We start from the raw sequence: 15,911 nt of genomic DNA on the forward strand, positions 1-15,911 counted from the left end.
GCCAGTCGGTTGTGATGGTGCGCGCCTGCGCAGTGCCGGCGGCCTCGGTGCGCGTGGTCTCCAGGCCACGGGCGTTGTACTGGTAGGTGGTCAGGTTGCCGTTGTTGTCGCGTTTGCTGGTGAGCAGGCCCTGGTCATCGTAGGTGAAGGTGGAATTGCTGCTGGGGCAGTTGGGAGAGGGTTCGCCTTCGATGGCGACGATGCGTCTGCTGCCATTGACTACTTGGAAATAATAGATGGCCTGCTTGCCGTATTCGTTGGTGACCCGCGTGGAGTAACCGCCGTGGTGGCTGAGACTGATCTTTTCCGCCCCAGTGGCGTGCTCGCTGGAGATTGCCCGGCCCTGATTGTCGTAGTGCCATGAGGCATAGCGCACGCCGCGTTCGTCGGTAATACCGGTGAGCAGGCTGCCGTTGCGACTGTCCTCGTAGTGATAGCGACGCGTCAGCGAGCCTTCTCCGTTGCTACGGGTAACTGCTGTCAGGCGGCGGCTGTCATAGCTGTAGGTCACCTGGCCGTCGGGTGTACGCAGACTGGTCGGCTGGTGTTTGCCGTCCTCGGAGAAGGTGAGCCGGTTGCCAGCCTCGTCGTCGACGTTGATTCCGTTGGCTGTATAGGCGAGGTAGCGAGTGCCTAAGGCGGTGGTCGTTTGCCTAAGCAGTCTTCCGTCGTTGTCGAAGACCAGTCGCTCGTTGTCAGCGGACAGATATTCCCAGCCGTTTCCCTTCTTTTCCAGCAGGCCCTGGTCGGGATTGCGTGGGACGAAGTTACTACCTGAAAGGGTGAAGACCAATTCCCGACCATGATGCAGGGCCACTGTGACGACGCTATCGGAAGTGAGGCGCAGGCTACTGGAAAAGTTGTGGCGCCAAAGCCCGTCTGTGCTGTTGTAGCTGCGTTGGAAAGCCAGGGCCGGGGTGCTGGTGGAGATATAGTCGGTTTCCAGCTGGAACTTGTTGCCCGAGGCAATATCGATGGGGTTGCCGACGCAGGAGTTTTCCTTCGGCGGGCCCTTGTCGTCGGGTAGTGGGCAGGCGATCTGGACGGATGCGGGAGCCGAAGGGTCGGGTGGGCAGTTGCTCTTGTTCGGGTCCAGGCATTGGCCGGTGGTTGGGTCGTATTGGGTACCTGTTGGGCAGGAGTCGCCAACTCGATAGATGGGATAGCCCGTATCACGGTAGGTGCCTCCCCGTTCATTTTCATAAAGAGGTCGGCGGCATTGTGCTGCAAGTTGTCCGTTGTAAGGTTCAGTGAAAATGAACCACCAAGGTTGGGGAGCGTCTCGGACAAGCCAGGCACAGTAGGCGGCAGGATTGGGAAAGCGAAGGTGAGAGGTAAATGGGTTAGACCAGTAATACTCTGTGGCACTTGCACTGCCCGATATAAAGAGGGCGACCAGGACTGCCTGAAGGGAGAGGGATATCTTCGGCTCCTTGCGCCGTGAGTTCTGTAAGCAGAATGGAGTGGGGTGTGTGCATGGCTCGTTGCCAGAGGAGTGGGAAATAGCTGTCACAGACGAAGCTCCCGCAAATCCTTCAGATTAAGTCTCATGTAAAAATTCGTTCCGTTTTGCGATGTGATAGCCGAAATCTGGTGCGGCTCGCTTCGTTCATCAGTTCCCTATCACCGTCTCACCTACTTTGTTACCGTCGCCGTCATACCAGTAATGCGTACTGCGGCCCGCCTCTTCGAGCCGCACTGGAAGTGCCAGTCTCGGGTGCCAGTCGGTGGCGATAGTGCGAGCCTGCGCAGTGCCGGCGGCCTCGGTGCGGAGGATTTCCAGGCCGCGCTCGTTGTATTCGTAGGTGGTCAGGTTGCCCTGGTTGTCGCGGCGGGTCTTGAGCAGGCCGCGTTCGTCATAGGTAAAGGTGGAATTGCTGCTGGGGCAGTTGGGAGAGGGTTGCCCTTCGATGGCGACGATGTGTTTGCTACCGCGGATCACCTGGAAGCGGTAGGTAGCCTGCTTGCCGTATTCGTTGGTGACAGTGGTGGAGCCATCGAAGTTGTAGGCGAGGCTGACCTTCTCCGCGCCGTTGGCGTGTTCGCTGGACACAGCTCGGCCCTTTTCGTCGTAGCGCCAGGTGGCGAAGCGCACGCCGCGGTTGTCGGTGATGCCGGTGAGTAGCCGCGGGTTGCGCGGGTCTTCATAGTGGTAACGCTGCTCACTGGCCTGGCCGGCGGCGTCGCGGGCGACCCGGATCAGGTGTCCGCCTTCATAGTTGTAGAGCACTGCCAGGCCTGGAGCGGTGAGGCGCAGTGGTTGTTGGCGGTTATCCTCGGCGAAGCTGAAGGTGCCGGGGTAGCGGTTGTGGGAAACGCGAACCTGCCCTCCCTCCCTGGCCAGACGCAGCCTTTCGCTGGCTTGGACCAGTTCGACGAGCGCGCCGGCTTCGTCGAAATCCAGGCGCAGGCCGCTCGGTTCGTCGTAGCGCCAGCCGCCGTCGATCTTCTCCAATCGGCCGAGGTTATCGGCCTGGGAGGTGATGCGGTCGTACAGGCGGATGAAGTCGAGGGCCCGACCGTCCTCCCGGTGCAGGGTGACCATATGGCTCTGTAGGGTGAGGCGGGCGCTTAGGTTGTGGGTCCAGAGTCCGTTGCTGCTGTTGTAGTGACGAGTGAAGCGGAGCAGGGGAGCGATGGCCGGGCCGGCGTAGTCGGTTTCGCTCTGGTACTTGTTGCCGGTGGCGATGTTGATCGGATTACCGACGGACAGTGACGGCGGCGAGCAGTCAGGCCCGTGGTTGGGCGGGCCATTGGAGGAAAGGCAGGCGCCGGTGTTGGCATCGTATTCCTGGTGGTCCGGGCAGCCGTCGCCCCATCTGACGATTGAATACCAGGAAGGAGGAAGCGCTCCTCCCCCGTTTGGATATGGAGGGTGTTTTATTAGGCACTCCCCGTAACCACCTTTTACCCGTATGGCAAGAACTGTCCCGGCATAGTAGGTGTCCGACCATCTCAAAATACGGCTGGCGGTATATTCGCAGGCAAGTTGAGCCGACCTGAGATGCGGGTCGAAATAACTCGCTGCCCACCAAAAAGGCTCGGCCTCAACCACTTGGTTAAGCGATGCTGATAGCAGGGCCGCTACAAAGAATTTCCTTTTCATTTCCCACCACATTCCAATCCGTGAAATATCCGGCCCTCGCGCAGTCCGCGAGTTATCTAACCCCTAACCCATAGACCAGATGAACATCCTCCGGCTCCAACCGATACAACTCCTCATCCGGTTCCATGCACAGCCGGCATCCGAGTCTCATATAAAAATCCACCGTGTTCTGCGACGGCGTAGCCGAAACGTAGAGCGCGCTGGCGCCGAGGTGGCGGGCCTGGGTGGCGGCGAGGTGGAAGAGGTGGGCGCCGAGGCCGCGGCGGCGGTAGGCGTGGCTGAGGTGGAGGAACTTCAGTTGCAGCCAGTCGCGCTCGGGGCCGAGGCGGCGTGGGTCGAGGACTACCGCGCCGATCAGGCGGCCCTGGTCGAACAGGCCGAGGAACCAGCCGCCGCGGTCGAAGCAGTCGAGCAGGATCGGCGTGTAGTGCTCGGCCTCGCCCTCCGGCCAGCCGCGCATGTCGTAGAACTCGGGGCGCAGCACCAGTTGGCCGGCCTCGACGGAATACAGGTGTTCGATCACTTCGCTGCGGTCGATCTCCCAGACCAGGGGGATTTCGTCGCGGCGCAGCAGGCGTTCTTCGGTCATCGTGGTTTCCTTGCGCTGAGGCCGTACATCAGCGGCAGGCGCGGACGATCGGCGGGCGGCAGCATGCGTCCGCCGCCGCCGTCGCGCATGCCGTCGAAGCCGGCCCAGCCGTTGGCGTAGGGGTATTCCTCCAGCCGTTCGAGTTGCAGGCCGGCGCCGAGCAGGGCGCCGATCACATCGGCCAGGCCCCACTGGAACTCGTAGCTGGGATGAGGGTTGCTGAAGTTCTCGACGCCGGCGCGGTAGCCGGAGGGCGCCAGGCTGGCGCCGGACTCGGCGACATAGTCGCTGACGCCGCTCTCGGCGATCGGCTCGCGGCTGAAGTAGTCGTAGGCCGGTTGCCAGTGTGGGTCGAAGTACAGGGCGAAAGGATGGAACTCCACCAGGACGAAGCGCCCGCCGGGAACCAGCACCTGGGCGATGCCGTCGGCCCAGCGCTTGAGGTCGGAGAGCCAGACCAGCGTGCCGTAGGAGGCGAAGACCCGTTCGAAGCGTTCGCCGCGGGTGGCGGCGACGGGCAGCCAGCGGAGGATGTCGTCGCGCTGGAAGTCGGCGGCGATGCCGCTGTCGCGGGACAGCTGGCGGGCGAAGTCGATGGCGCTGTCGGCGATGTCGACCCCGGTGACGCGGGCGCCAAGGCGCGCCAGGCTCAGGCTGTCCTGTCCGGCGTTGCATTGCAGATGCAGCAGGCGCAGGCCGTCGAGATGGCCGAGCAGTTGCAGTTCCTCGGGATAGAGCGTGGAACCGCCGTTGCGGAAGAAGGCGGCCTGGTCGGCCTTGTGGCTGTTGTGCGCCCGGGTGGCGGCGTTCCACGACAGCCGGTTGGCCTCGTGCAGGTTGGATCGCATGGTTCGACTCCTTCCCTGGAGTGCGCCACCGCGCGGATGGCGGGTCCGGGGGATTACATGTCCTTGATGCTGCGCACCTGGTCCTTGTTGACGCGGGTGCGCTTGCCGTCCAGTTGCTCCAGTTCGTAGAAGCCGGAACTACGATCATAGCGCGGGGTATCCACCGCCTGGATCTCGCGGCCATCGTTGAGGGTGACGATGGTCGGGGTGGAGCAGCCGGCCAGGACGGCGAATGCGGACGAGAGCAACAGGGCGGGCAGCAGACGGGAGGTCATCGGAATTTTCCTTCGGACGGTTTTCGAGGCGGCGGATTCTACTCCAGTCGCGGCGCAACCGCTCTAGCCTGGATCACAGCGGCAAATTTCCGCTGCGATCGTACGTCTCTTCCGGTGAGCCGCCCGGATGGCGGCGCCTATTCGAAGGGAGATTCCATGTCTGCCGTTTCCACCTCGTTGTTGCTTTTCCTCAACCTGCTGACCCCGGCCCAGGCCGCCCAGCCCGTGCCGCTGGCCGATGGCCGCATCGAGATCGCTGCCGGCGAGAGCCGCCAGCGCTACCTCGACCTTGCCCCCGGCGAGTTGCAGTTGCTCGACCTGGAGGTCGACCGCGGCCGCGTCCGCCTGCGCGCCACCACGCCCGACGGCAAGGCGTTGCGCGCGACGGAGCTGGCCGGACGCCAGTCGCTCGGCCTGCAGGCCGGCGAGCGCCAGGGCCTGCGCCTGACCTTCAGCGCCGACGAAGACACCGCACTGACCCTGATCCCCACCCAGCGCCTCACCCCGCAGACCCCGGCGCTTGATTCGCCGGCGCCGCAGAGCCCGACCCTGCAACGCCTGCAGGCGGAGCTTGCGGAAAAGCGCCCCGGCGCGCTGAAGGCGTTCTGGAAGCAGGTAGCGAAGCAGGGCACGCCGCTGGTGGAGCCGCTGGATGCCGAACGTGTGCTGGTCACCTTCCTCTGGCGCCAGCAGCGTCCCGGCGACGTGCGCCTGCTGTGGCCGACCCCGGAGGTCAACACCCGCCGCTTCGAGGCCCTGGCCGGCAGCGACGTGCGCTACCTGAGTCTGCCGCTGCGCCGCGACGCGCGGGTTTCCTACCAGCTCAGCGCCGACCTGCCGGACCTGCAACAGGCCGATCGCGGCACCTTGCGCCTGGCGTTGCAGGCGGCGGCGCGGCCGGACCCGCTGAGCCGTACGCCGTGGCTCAACAGCCGCGCGCTGCCGCGGGCCGAGCAGGCCTCGCTGGTGCAGCTCGGCGGCGCCCCTGCCGAGACCTGGGACCAGCCGCGCAAGGACGTGCCGCGCGGCAAGGTGGAGCGCCTCGGCTATACCAGCCAGGCCCTGGCCAACCAGCGCCAGCTGACGCTCTACACGCCGCCGGGCTACGACCCAGAGGGCCAGCGCTATCCGCTGCTGGTGCTGTTCGACGAGGACCACTACGCGCGCGACGTACCGACCCCGACCATCCTCGACAACCTGATCGCCGCCGGGCGCATCCGCCCGACCCTGGCAGTGATTGTCGGCAATGTCGACGCCAGCAGCCGGGGCCGCGAGTTGCCCTGCAACGAGGCCTTCGCCGACATGCTCGCCCACGAGCTGCTGCCCTGGTTGCAGCAGCGCTATGCATTGAGCGAGGAGCCTGCCGATCGCGTGCTTTCCGGTTCCAGCTACGGCGGGCTGGCCTCGGGCTGCATCGCCTACCGTTATCCGGAACGCTTCGGCAAGGTGCTGAGCCTGTCCGGCTCGTTCTGGTGGGGGCCGGACGAGCAGCAGCCGCAGTGGCTGGTACGGCAGTTCGCCGCTGGCGAGCGTTTGCCGCTGGTGTTCTTCCTCAGTTCCGGCCTGCTCGAGGAGCCCGAGGCGGACGGCATTCTCGGCAGCAACCGCAGCCTGCGCGCGGCGCTGCAAGGCAAGGGCTACCCGCTGCACTACCGTGAGTTCCCCGGCGGTCACGACTACGCGGCGTGGAGCCTGGAGCTTGCCGAAGGGTTGCAGGCCTTGTTGCCGGCGCATTGAGCCGGCTGGCTGGCGTGGGGCGGATAGCCGCTTGCGGTTATCCGCCGTGCCGCGGCCTAGAGGTGGGGGAAGGCTGTCCGGAGCGTGTCCGCAATGCCCACCGCGTTGCGGAATCGGAAAAAATCGTCCAGGGCCATTTGCCAGCGTCGGCGGATAGGGGACAATCGGCGTTTGCCTCAATCGAACGACAAGGATGTTCTCGATGCGCCGACTCTTGCGCCCGGTATTCTGCGCCGCGCTCTTCTGCCTGTACCCAGCGCTGGTCCAGGCTGCCGCCGAAAGCGAAATCCTCGGCCTGTTCCAGCGCTGGCAGGCCGCCCACGGGCAACGCAGCGGCAAGGCCCTGGAAGGGGTCTATGCGCCGCGCCTGGACTACTATGGCCGCGCGCAGACGCGCGAGCGCACCCTCTCCGCCAAGCAGGCCTTCTTCGCCCGCCATCCCGACTTCGAGCAGCGCATCGTCGCTGCGCCGCAGATCGTGCCGGGCGACCAGGAAGGCCGCTACGAGGTGCGCTTCGTCAAGCAGGTACGCCTCGACGGACGCCTGCGCAACTATCCGGGGCTGCTCCTGGCCGAGCGCGCCGGGCCGGGCGATACCTGGCGCTTCGTCGGCGAGAGCGACGAGATCACCCGCTACGCCGTCGACCCGCGGTACACCCCGCTGGCTCGCGGCCGCTTCGCCGGTACCGAGGCGGATTTCGCCTGGGTAGTGGCCCACGCGCCGAACAGCGCCGCCTTGTGCGACGAATACGAGGATTGCCGCTGCGACCTCTGGAGCGCCGACGCGCGCGTCCCGCCGAAGCCGCTGGGCAGTTGCACCGGCGCGGTGCTCAGCGTCCTCGGCGACCTCGACGACAGCGGCCGCGAGCGCCTGCAACTGCTGCGTACCTGGTGGACCAGCACCTGGACCAAGTCGTCGCTGCTGGAAATCCGCGACGGCCAGTGGGTGCGGATGCTGCCGGACATCTCCACCACCTGGGACGATGCCGAGGCCGAGCTGGTGCTGTACAAGGCCGACCCGCAGCAGCCGGGCCGAGTGCTGGTGACCGAAACCGTGATGGACGACGAGGGCGACTGGAGCCACCGCACCCGCAGCGAGGCGCTGCGCCCCGTACCCTGACGCCGGCCCCTTGGGCTGGGCGGCGCCAGGCCGTACAATCGACGGCTTTATGGCGAGCGTCGCCGCAGTCCAGGTTCCCGCATGCGCATCCACGTCTCCTTCATCGACCGTGTCGGCATCACCCAGGAGGTGCTGGCGCTGCTGGGCGGGCGCAACCTGAACCTGGACGCGGTGGAAATGGTGCCGCCGAACGTCTACATCGACGCGCCGACCCTCAGTCCCGAAGTGCTGGAGGAACTGCGCGCAGCGCTGCTGGGCATCCGTGGCGTGCAGGCGATGACCGTGGTCGACATCCTTCCCGGCCAGCGCCGCCGCTTGCAGCTCGATGCGTTGCTGGCGGCGATGGCCGATCCGGTGCTGGCGGTGGACGGCAAGGGCCTGGTGCTGCTGGCCAACCCGGCCTTCAGCGAGCGCTGCGGACGCGACCCGGCCGGCGAGAGGCTGGCCAGCCTGTTCGACGATGAAACCCTGGAGGATGCGCTGGTCGAGCAGGGCTTCCGCCTGCCGCTGCGCGAAGTGACATTCATGGGCCAGGCCCTGCTGCTCGATGCCACGCCGATCACCGAAGGGCCGGGCGAGGGCGAGCGGCACCTGGCCGGCGGCCTGTTGACCCTCTACGAACCGAACCGCATCGGCGAGCGCCTGGCGGCCTTGCACCATGACCATGCCGAGGGGTTCGAGATGCTCCTCGGCGATTCCCAGCCGATCCGCACCCTGAAGACCCGTGCGCAGCGCGTGGCGGCGCTCGACGCGCCGCTGCTGATCCACGGCGAGACCGGTACCGGCAAGGAACTGGTGGCGCGCGGCTGCCATGCCCTGAGTGCGCGGCACAACTCGCCGTTCCTGGCGCTGAACTGCGCGGCGTTGCCGGAGAACCTGGCCGAAAGCGAGCTGTTCGGCTACGCCCCCGGCGCCTTCACCGGCGCCCAGCGCGGCGGCAAGCCAGGCCTGCTGGAGCTGGCCCACCAGGGCACGGTGTTCCTCGACGAGATCGGCGAGATGTCCCCCTATCTGCAAGCCAAGCTGCTGCGCTTCCTCAGCGACGGCAGCTTCCGCCGGGTCGGCGGCGACCGCGAGGTGAGGGTCGACGTGCGGATCCTCAGCGCCACCCACCGCAACCTGGAGAAGATGGTCGCCGAGGGCAGCTTCCGCGAGGACCTGTTCTACCGCCTCAACGTGCTCAGCCTGGAAGTCCCGCCGTTGCGCGAGCGCGGCCACGACATCCTGCTGCTGGCGCGGCACTTCATGCAGCAGGCCTGTGCGCAGATCCAGCGCCCGGTGTGTCGGCTGGCGCCGGGCACCTACCCGGCGCTGCTGAGCAACCGCTGGCCGGGCAACGTGCGCCAGTTGCAGAACGTGATCTTCCGCGCCGCTGCGATCTGCGAGAGCAGCCTGGTGGATATCGGCGACCTGGAGATCGCCGGCACCGCCGTGGCGCGGCAGAACGACGGCGAGGTGGGCAGCCTGGAGGAGGCGGTGGAGGGCTTCGAGAAAGCCCTGCTGGAGAAGCTCTACGTCAGCTATCCATCGACCCGCCAGTTGGCGGCGCGCCTGCAAACCTCGCACACCGCCATCGCCCACCGCCTGCGCAAGTACGGCATCGGTCCGCGCGCCTGAAGCGGGCTCAGCCCTCGCTGGAATACACCGGCTTGCCGGCGAACCAGGTCTTCAGCACTTTGGTTTCGCCCAGTTGCGTCTCCGGCACCTCGAACACGTCGCGGTCAAGGACGATGAAGTCCGCCTGCTTGCCCGGCTCCAGGCTGCCGATCCGGCGCTCCAGGCCGATGGTCCGCGCAGCGTTGCGGGTGTAGGCGTAGAACATGGTCTGGCGGTCCAGGCGTTCGCCGGCATTGAGCACGCCCTGCGGGCCCTTGCGGGTCACCGCCTGCTGGATGGCCTTCCACGGCGACAGGCTGGACACCGGCCAGTCGCTGGCCCCGGCGATGGTCGCGCCCTTGCTCAGCAGGGAGTGCGCCGGGTACTGGTAGCGGTAGGCGAAGGCGCTGATGTAGGGCTTCATCAGGTCCACCGTGGTTTCGTCGGCGGCGGCCCAGTACAGCTGCATCGAGGTGATCACGCCGAGCGGCCTGAAGCGCTCGAATTCCTTGGGATTGACCAGTTGCAGGTGGGTGATCGAATGGGCGATGCCGCTGTCGCGGTCGCGCCGCGCCTGCTGCATGCCGTTCAGCGCCTCGCGCACCGCGCGGTCGCCGATGGCGTGGACGTGGACCAGCCAGCCGCGGGCGTCGGCGGCGCTGACCAGTTCGCCGAAGTGCGCCGGGTCGATCAGCAGTTCGCCCGTCTTCCTGCTGTTGCGGTAGGGCTCGAGGAGCGCGGCGGTCTGCGCCGGGTATTCCGGTACGCCGTCGGCGAACACCTTGATTCCCGGCAGGGTCAGGTTGGGGCTGCCGAGGAAGCGCTGGCGCACCTTGTCCAGCACCTCGAGGTCGGCCGGCCGGCTGCGTGGGTTGGCGACCAGGAGGGCGGCGACGTGGGCGCTGAGTTCGCCGCCCTTGGCCAGCCGCTGGTAGACCGGTAGCACGCCGACGGTGTTCTCGTCGGGCCTGAGGCTGAACAGGGCGTCGCCCGGCGAGCCATTGGCGGCCGGGTCCATCCATGCGGTCAGGCCCAGCGAGTTGCTGTAGCGCACCGCGCTGCGTCCGGCTTCTAGCATCTGTTCCGCGCTCGGCGCCGGCAGTACCGCGAGCACCGCGTCGAGACCGGCATCGGCGAGGAAGCCGTTGGGGGTGGCGTCGGCGTCGTGGCCGATGGTGTTGCGCTGTTCCTCGGGCAGGGCGCGGACCCGCGCGGCGTCGATGCCGGCGCGTTTCAGCATGGCGGCGTTGGCCCAGCCGGTGTGGTGGTCGCTGCCGATGAAGGCCAGCGGCTGGTCGGCCCATTCGCCGTGGTCGAAGCGCGCGCGGAAGTCCTTGACCTGGCTCCAGTAGGCGGTATGCATGCCGCTGACATTGAGCATGTCGCCATGTCGCGCCTTGCCGTTGTCGCGCCAGGCGCGCAGGCGCCGTTCCAGTTCGTCGAGGCCGACCTGTTCGTTGCCCATGTCCGCGCCGGCCAGCTCCAGGCCGCCGAACACCGCGTGCGAATGGGTGTCGATCAGGCCGGGCATCAGGCGCTTGCCGCCGAGATCGACGACCTGGCTGTCGCCATCGGCCAGGGCGCGCAGCCCGGCCTCGTCGCCGACCGCGAGGATCCGCCCGTCCTCCACCGCCAGGGCCTCGGCGAAGGGTTGCTGCGGATTGGCGGTGAAGATCCTGGCGTTGACCACCAGCAGGTCGGCGGCGGCGAGGGCGTGCAGGGGGATGGCCAGGCAGGCGCCGGCGAGGAGGGTGGGAATCCGTTGCTTCATGGTGGTTTCCTTTGCTTCTTGGTCTTGTGTAGCGTGGCCCGGGCAAGGCGAGACTAGCCAAAGCGCCGGCCCGGCAGAACCGGGCGCGGCGCACAACACTTGTGCCGGAACGGAAGGAGTCGATGGACAAATTGAATGCCCTGGCGATGTTCGTCGCCACTGCCGAAACCGGTAGCTTCAGCCGTGGCGCCGAGCGCCTGGGCAAGACGCCCTCGGCGCTGACCAAGGCCGTCGCCCACCTGGAAGCGGAACTCGGTGCCCGCCTGTTCGAGCGCACCACCCGCAGCCTGGCGCTGACCGAGGCCGGTCAGATCTACCTGGAGGCGGCTCGTCAGTCCCTGGAAACGCTGCGCACGGCGGGGCAGGAGATCGAACTGCTGGAGTCGGAGTTGCGCGGCGAACTGCGCCTCGCCGCGCCGCCGTCGTTCGCCGCGGCGTTCCTCCAGCAGGCCTGCGCCAGCTTCCTCGAGGCGCATCCGAGGATCAGCCTGCGGGTGGACCTCGACGAAACCTTCCTCGATCTCAGTGAAGGCGGCTACGACCTCGGCCTGCGTGACGGCCCCATCGACCTGCCGGGGCTGGTGGCGCGGCCGCTGGCGCCGAACCAGATCGTGCTTTGCGCCAGCCCCGCCTACCTGGCGCGGCAACCCGCGCCGCAAGGCCCGGAGGACTTCGAGCGGCACGCCTGGCTGGTCTTCCAGCACCCTTCGCTGAACCAGAACTTCTGGTGGATGGAACGCGACGGCGCCCGCCAGCGTATCGACCAGCCGCGCCCGCGACTGGCCAGCGACAACTACGACTTCCTGCTCGCCCACCTGCTGGCCGGGCTGGGCCTGCAGTTCTGCCCGCAGTGGAGCGTCGCGCCGCTGCTCGGTGAAGGGCGGCTGGTGCGCCTGCTCGGCGACTACCACTTCGACCCGGGGCCGTTCGGGCCCTCCATCCATGTCCTCTATCCGGGGCACCGGCGCAACACGCGGAAGGTCCGCGCGTTCCTCGAGCACCTGCGCGCCAGCTTGCAGCGACAGGGGCTGTGCCATCGGCTGTAACGCTTCGGTTACGAGTGGAACGAATTCGTTCCGATTGCCGGAAAAACCTTTGCTGTCAGGCGTTTGCGCTCTGGTTCGGGAAATGTCCGGCGGGTCTGTAACGAAAGCGTTCCATGGCGGCCCTGTCCGGGTTTCCCCCGCGCCCGGCCACGCCCCGTGGCGACAGGGCCGGGGCCGCTTGGCACCCTGCTTGCTACGGGCAGCCGCAGAACAAAGTCCCGTCCCGACCGGGCGACCCGCTGACAATGAGGATCCAGCATGAGCAAGTTGCGCTTTACCACCGACCACGAATGGCTGCGCCAGGACGACGACGGGCTGCTGACCGTCGGCATCACCGCCTACGCCCAGGACGCCCTCGGTGACGTGGTATTCGTGCAGTTGCCGGAACTCGGCGAACACGCCGCCGGCAGTGAAGTGGCGGTGCTGGAGTCGGTCAAGGCCGCCAGCAACATCCTGATGCCGCTGGACGGCGAGGTGGTGGCGATCAACGACGCGCTGCCGGACGCCCCGGAGCTGGTCAACCAGGATCCGCTCGGCGAGGCCTGGTTCTTCCGCTTCCGTCCGGCCGACGCCGGCGCCTGGGAAAAGCTGCTCGACCAGGCCGCCTACGACCGCCTGCTGAACGCCAACGCCGACGCCTGAGGATCCCGTCATGACCGATAACCTGAACCTCGGCGCCATCGACCTGGGCACCGACGACGAATTCATCGCCCGCCATATCGGCCCGCGTGCCGCCGACACCCAGGCCATGCTCCAGCGCCTGGGCTACGACTCGCTGGACGCGCTGATCGGCAACGTGATCCCCGACAGCATCAAGGGCAGCAGCGTGCTCGACCTGCCGGCCGGCATGGGCGAGGCCGAGGCGCTGGCCAGCCTGAAGGCGATCGCCGCGCGCAATCGCGCGTTGCGTTCCTTCATCGGCCAGGGCTACTACAACTGCCACACCCCGGCACCGATCCTGCGCAACCTCCTGGAGAACCCGGCCTGGTACACCGCCTACACGCCGTACCAGCCGGAAATCTCCCAGGGCCGCCTGGAGGCGCTGCTGAACTTCCAGACCCTGGTCAGCGACCTGTCCGGCCTGCCGATCGCCAACGCCTCGATGCTCGACGAGGCGACCGCCGCCGCCGAGGCCATGACCTTCTGCAAGCGCCTGTCGAAGAACCGCACCAGCCAGGCATTCTTCGCCTCCCGCCATTGCCACCCGCAGACCCTCGACGTGCTGCGCACCCGTGCCGAGCCGCTGGGCATCGAGGTGGTGGTCGGCGACGAGAGCGCCATCGAAGACTTCTCCGCCTACTTCGGCGCGTTGCTGCAATACCCCACCTGCGACGGCGAGATCGTCGACTATCGCGAACTGGTCAGCCGCTTCCATGCGGTCGATGCGCTGGTCGCGGTGGCCGCCGACCTGCTGGCGCTGACCCTGCTGACCCCGCCGGGCGAGTTCGGCGCCGACGTGGCCATCGGCAGCGCCCAGCGCTTCGGCGTGCCGCTCGGCTTCGGCGGCCCGCACGCGGCCTATTTCGCCACCCGCGACGCCTTCAAGCGGGACATGCCGGGACGCCTGGTCGGCGTCTCCATCGACCGCCACGGCAAGCCGGCCTACCGCCTGGCCATGCAGACCCGCGAGCAGCACATCCGCCGCGAGAAGGCCACCAGCAACATCTGCACCGCCCAGGTACTGCTGGCCAACATCGCCAGCATGTTCGCCGTCTACCACGGCCCGCAGGGCCTGCTGCGCATCGCCCGGCGCACCCACCGGCTGACCGCGATCCTCGCCGCCGGCCTGGAGCGCCTGGGCGTGGCCGTCGAGCAGAAGCACTTCTTCGACACCCTGAGCCTGGCCACCGGCGCGCGTACCGCGGCGATCCATGCCAAGGCCCGCGCCGCCGGGATCAACCTGCGCGAGATCGATGCCGGCCGTCTCGGCCTGTCGCTCGACGAGACCGTCCGCCAGGCCGACGTGGAGACCCTCTGGGGCCTGCTGGCCGAAGAGGGCCAGGCGCTCCCGGACTTCGCCGCCCTTGCCGCCAGCAGCGGGGACCGCCTGCCGGTCGAGCTGCTGCGCCAGTCGGCGATCCTCAGCCACCCGATCTTCAACCGCCATCACTCGGAAACCGAGCTGATGCGCTACCTGCGCAAGCTGGCGGACAAGGACCTGGCGCTGGACCGCACGATGATCCCGCTGGGCTCCTGCACCATGAAGCTGAATGCCGCCAGCGAGATGATCCCGGTGACCTGGGCCGAATTCGGCAACCTGCACCCGTTCGCCCCGGCCGAGCAGAGCGAAGGCTACCGCCAGCTCACCGACGAACTGGAGGCGATGCTCTGTTCCGCCACCGGCTACGACGCCGTGTCGTTGCAGCCCAACGCCGGCTCCCAGGGTGAGTACGCCGGCCTGCTGGCGATCCGTGCCTACCACCAGAGCCGCGGCGACAGCCAGCGCGACATCTGTCTGATCCCGTCCTCCGCCCACGGTACCAACCCGGCTACCGCCAGCATGGTCGGCATGCGCGTGGTGGTGGTGGCCTGCGACGCGCGCGGCAACGTCGACGTCGAGGACCTGCGCAACAAGGCCAGCGAGCACAAGGAACGCCTGGCCGCGCTGATGATCACCTATCCGTCCACCCATGGCGTGTTCGAGGAAGCGATCCGCGAGATCTGCGCCATCGTCCACGACTGCGGCGGCCAGGTGTACATCGACGGCGCCAACATGAACGCCATGGTCGGCCTGTGCGCCCCGGGCAAGTTCGGTGGCGACGTTTCCCACCTGAACCTGCACAAGACCTTCTGCATCCCCCACGGCGGCGGCGGCCCGGGCGTCGGCCCGATCGGCGTGCGCGCGCACCTGGCGCCGTTCCTCCCCGGCCACGCTCGCGGCGAGCGCAAGGAAGGCGCGGTGAGCGCGGCGCCGTACGGCAGCGCGAGCATCCTGCCGATCACCTGGATGTACATCCGCATGATGGGCGGCGAAGGCCTCAAGCGCGCCTCGGAAATGGCCATCCTCAATGCCAACTACATCGCCCATCGCCTGGAGGAGCACTACCCGGTGCTCTACGCCGGCGGCAACGGCCTGGTCGCCCACGAATGCATCCTCGACCTGCGTCCGCTCAAGGACAGCAGCGGGATCAGCGTCGACGACGTGGCCAAGCGCCTGATGGACTTCGGCTTCCATGCGCCGACCATGTCCTTCCCGGTGGCCGGCACGCTGATGATCGAGCCCACCGAGAGCGAGTCGAAGGCCGAGCTGGACCGCTTCTGCGACGCGATGATCCGCATCCGCGAGGAAATCCGCGCGGTGGAATGCGGCGAGCTGGACAAGGAAGACAACCCGCTGAAGAACGCGCCGCACACCGCCGCCGAACTGCTCGGCGAATGGAACCACGCCTACAGCCGCGAGCAGGCCGCCTATCCGCTGGCCAGCCTGGTGGAGGCCAAGTACTGGCCGCCGGTGGGCCGCGTCGACAACGTCTACGGCGACCGCAACCTGACCTGCTCCTGCCCGCCCATCGAGGCGTACAGCGAGGAGTGACGGACGAGGAGGGCGCCGCCAGCGGCGGCGTCCTCGCGTTTCCGGCGATACCCCTTTCCCGGCGCCGCGCTTGCGTAGCGGCGCCGCGGCCACGCTCGCGCCAGCGAGCGTCCTGACACCGACACGACAAGAGGCCAGCGCCATGTTCAGCAAGCACGACCAGCTCCAGGGCTACGACGACGAACTGCTCGCCGCGATGGACGCCGAAGACCGGCGGCAGGAAGACCACATCGAACTGATCGCCTCGGAGAACTACGCCAGCAAGCGGGTCATGCAGGCGCAGGGCAGCGG

12 protein-coding genes and 1 pseudogene are annotated in these 15,911 nt (G+C 67.4%); 7 read left to right on the forward strand and 6 right to left on the reverse strand.

What is annotated here, in order from left to right; genetic code table 11:
- The 5 genes from HMPREF2716_RS29845 to HMPREF2716_RS14705 all read right to left on the reverse strand — a co-directional run.
- The coding region (locus HMPREF2716_RS29845; RefSeq protein WP_256548121.1) for an RHS repeat domain-containing protein at nucleotides 1-1,513 on the reverse strand (1,513 nt) is incomplete at its 3' end.
- 99 nt (nucleotides 1,514-1,612) lie between these two features.
- Complete coding sequence (locus HMPREF2716_RS29850; RefSeq protein WP_219782096.1) at nucleotides 1,613-3,106, reverse strand: RHS repeat domain-containing protein; 1,494 nt, start codon at nucleotides 3,104-3,106, stop codon at nucleotides 1,613-1,615.
- A 52-nt stretch (nucleotides 3,107-3,158) separates the two neighbouring features.
- A complete protein-coding gene (locus HMPREF2716_RS14695) occupies nucleotides 3,159-3,695 on the reverse strand; it encodes a GNAT family N-acetyltransferase (RefSeq protein ID WP_023085284.1) in 537 nt (178 codons plus the stop codon).
- Nucleotides 3,692-4,543, reverse strand: a complete 852-nt coding sequence (locus HMPREF2716_RS14700; protein ID WP_023517700.1) for a class I SAM-dependent methyltransferase — start codon at nucleotides 4,541-4,543, stop codon at nucleotides 3,692-3,694. Before HMPREF2716_RS14700 ends, HMPREF2716_RS14695 begins: the two co-directional genes overlap by 4 nt.
- A gap of 53 nt (nucleotides 4,544-4,596) precedes the next feature.
- Nucleotides 4,597-4,818, reverse strand: coding sequence for a YgdI/YgdR family lipoprotein (locus HMPREF2716_RS14705; protein WP_003089729.1), 222 nt, complete (start codon nucleotides 4,816-4,818; stop codon nucleotides 4,597-4,599).
- Between the two features lie 156 nt (nucleotides 4,819-4,974).
- On the opposite strand from HMPREF2716_RS14705, the gene HMPREF2716_RS14710 reads away from it, so the two are divergent.
- From HMPREF2716_RS14710 to HMPREF2716_RS14720, 3 genes are all read left to right on the forward strand, one after another.
- Nucleotides 4,975-6,555 (forward strand): alpha/beta hydrolase, encoded by a 1,581-nt coding sequence (locus HMPREF2716_RS14710; RefSeq protein WP_003146788.1) that lies wholly within the window; start codon nucleotides 4,975-4,977, stop codon nucleotides 6,553-6,555.
- A 202-nt stretch (nucleotides 6,556-6,757) separates the two neighbouring features.
- The gene (locus HMPREF2716_RS14715; protein ID WP_003105796.1) at nucleotides 6,758-7,675 is read left to right on the forward strand and encodes a hypothetical protein; all 918 of its coding nucleotides are present in this window, start codon (nucleotides 6,758-6,760) and stop codon (nucleotides 7,673-7,675) included.
- Nucleotides 7,676-7,756: 81 nt separating this feature from the next.
- Nucleotides 7,757-9,292 carry a sigma-54-dependent transcriptional regulator gene (locus tag HMPREF2716_RS14720; RefSeq protein WP_003105794.1) on the forward strand — a complete coding sequence of 512 codons (1,536 nt, stop codon included), beginning with the start codon at nucleotides 7,757-7,759 and terminating at the stop codon, nucleotides 9,290-9,292.
- 7 nt (nucleotides 9,293-9,299) lie between these two features.
- On the opposite strand, the gene HMPREF2716_RS14725 is transcribed toward HMPREF2716_RS14720, so the two are convergent.
- Nucleotides 9,300-11,042, reverse strand: a complete 1,743-nt coding sequence (locus tag HMPREF2716_RS14725) for an amidohydrolase (RefSeq protein ID WP_023517699.1) — start codon at nucleotides 11,040-11,042, stop codon at nucleotides 9,300-9,302.
- Nucleotides 11,043-11,164: 122 nt separating this feature from the next.
- Here HMPREF2716_RS14725 and HMPREF2716_RS14730 point away from each other — a divergent pair, with 122 nt between their 5' ends.
- The 4 genes and pseudogenes from HMPREF2716_RS14730 to glyA form a co-directional block, all read left to right on the forward strand.
- Nucleotides 11,165-12,088: a LysR family transcriptional regulator gene (locus HMPREF2716_RS14730; protein WP_003089722.1), complete on the forward strand. Its 924-nt coding sequence runs from the start codon at nucleotides 11,165-11,167 to the stop codon at nucleotides 12,086-12,088.
- Nucleotides 12,089-12,346: 258 nt separating this feature from the next.
- The gene (gene gcvH / locus HMPREF2716_RS14735; RefSeq protein WP_003089718.1) at nucleotides 12,347-12,730 is read left to right on the forward strand and encodes a glycine cleavage system protein GcvH; all 384 of its coding nucleotides are present in this window, start codon (nucleotides 12,347-12,349) and stop codon (nucleotides 12,728-12,730) included.
- A 10-nt stretch (nucleotides 12,731-12,740) separates the two neighbouring features.
- Complete coding sequence (gene gcvP / locus HMPREF2716_RS14740; protein WP_010793043.1) at nucleotides 12,741-15,620, forward strand: aminomethyl-transferring glycine dehydrogenase; 2,880 nt, start codon at nucleotides 12,741-12,743, stop codon at nucleotides 15,618-15,620.
- Nucleotides 15,621-15,762: 142 nt separating this feature from the next.
- Nucleotides 15,763-15,911 (forward strand): annotated as a pseudogene (gene glyA / locus HMPREF2716_RS28800) (serine hydroxymethyltransferase); the annotation flags it as partial.

Origin of the sequence: Pseudomonas sp. HMSC076A11, from assembly GCF_001810205.1 — a bacterium.
In the GTDB taxonomy this organism is placed as follows: Bacteria; Pseudomonadota; Gammaproteobacteria; order Pseudomonadales; family Pseudomonadaceae; genus Pseudomonas; species Pseudomonas aeruginosa.

Bases quoted from the DNA above. Each gene is read 5' to 3' on its own strand.
- HMPREF2716_RS29850 (WP_219782096.1), bottom strand. From the start codon at position 3,106: ATGAAAAGGAAATTCTTTGTAGCGGCCCTGCTATCAGCATCGCTTAAC.
- HMPREF2716_RS14695 (WP_023085284.1), bottom strand. From the start codon at position 3,695: ATGACCGAAGAACGCCTGCTGCGCCGCGACGAAATCCCCCTGGTCTGG.
- HMPREF2716_RS14700 (WP_023517700.1), bottom strand. From the start codon at position 4,543: ATGCGATCCAACCTGCACGAGGCCAACCGGCTGTCGTGGAACGCCGCC.
- HMPREF2716_RS14705 (WP_003089729.1), bottom strand. From the start codon at position 4,818: ATGACCTCCCGTCTGCTGCCCGCCCTGTTGCTCTCGTCCGCATTCGCC.
- HMPREF2716_RS14710 (WP_003146788.1), top strand. From the start codon at position 4,975: ATGTCTGCCGTTTCCACCTCGTTGTTGCTTTTCCTCAACCTGCTGACC.
- HMPREF2716_RS14715 (WP_003105796.1), top strand. From the start codon at position 6,758: ATGCGCCGACTCTTGCGCCCGGTATTCTGCGCCGCGCTCTTCTGCCTG.
- HMPREF2716_RS14720 (WP_003105794.1), top strand. From the start codon at position 7,757: ATGCGCATCCACGTCTCCTTCATCGACCGTGTCGGCATCACCCAGGAG.
- HMPREF2716_RS14725 (WP_023517699.1), bottom strand. From the start codon at position 11,042: ATGAAGCAACGGATTCCCACCCTCCTCGCCGGCGCCTGCCTGGCCATC.
- HMPREF2716_RS14730 (WP_003089722.1), top strand. From the start codon at position 11,165: ATGGACAAATTGAATGCCCTGGCGATGTTCGTCGCCACTGCCGAAACC.
- gcvH (WP_003089718.1), top strand. From the start codon at position 12,347: ATGAGCAAGTTGCGCTTTACCACCGACCACGAATGGCTGCGCCAGGAC.
- gcvP (WP_010793043.1), top strand. From the start codon at position 12,741: ATGACCGATAACCTGAACCTCGGCGCCATCGACCTGGGCACCGACGAC.